The sequence below is a fragment of the Serratia sp. TSO36 genome, from assembly GCF_057808395.1.
On the sequence record NZ_JBJZOU010000063.1, the window covers coordinates 1 to 255 of the forward strand.

General features: G+C 56.5%; 1 protein-coding gene. It reads right to left on the reverse strand.

Going from position 1 to position 255, the window contains the following annotated elements:
* A partial coding sequence (locus ACK3CV_RS25455; protein ID WP_489009931.1) for a paraquat-inducible protein A occupies positions 1–255 on the reverse strand: 255 nt, incomplete at both ends.

The window sequence follows — 255 nt, forward strand, 5'->3', positions numbered from 1 at the left end:
GTCTTGAACTGGAACAGCACCCGGGCCATCCACGCTTTCAGCCCCAGCGGCAAACGCACTTTGGCACACAGCAGAATGATCGCCACCATGCAAAACGCCGGGATCAGCTGCACGAACACCATAAACAGCGTGGCCATGCTGGCGTAGTCTTCCGCCACCATGACTTCCGGAATTTGAATCAGCCGGATTTCATTGCCGATGCCGGCGACGCGCATGTTGATAAACGGGAACATGTTGGCCAGCACCAGCATGAAC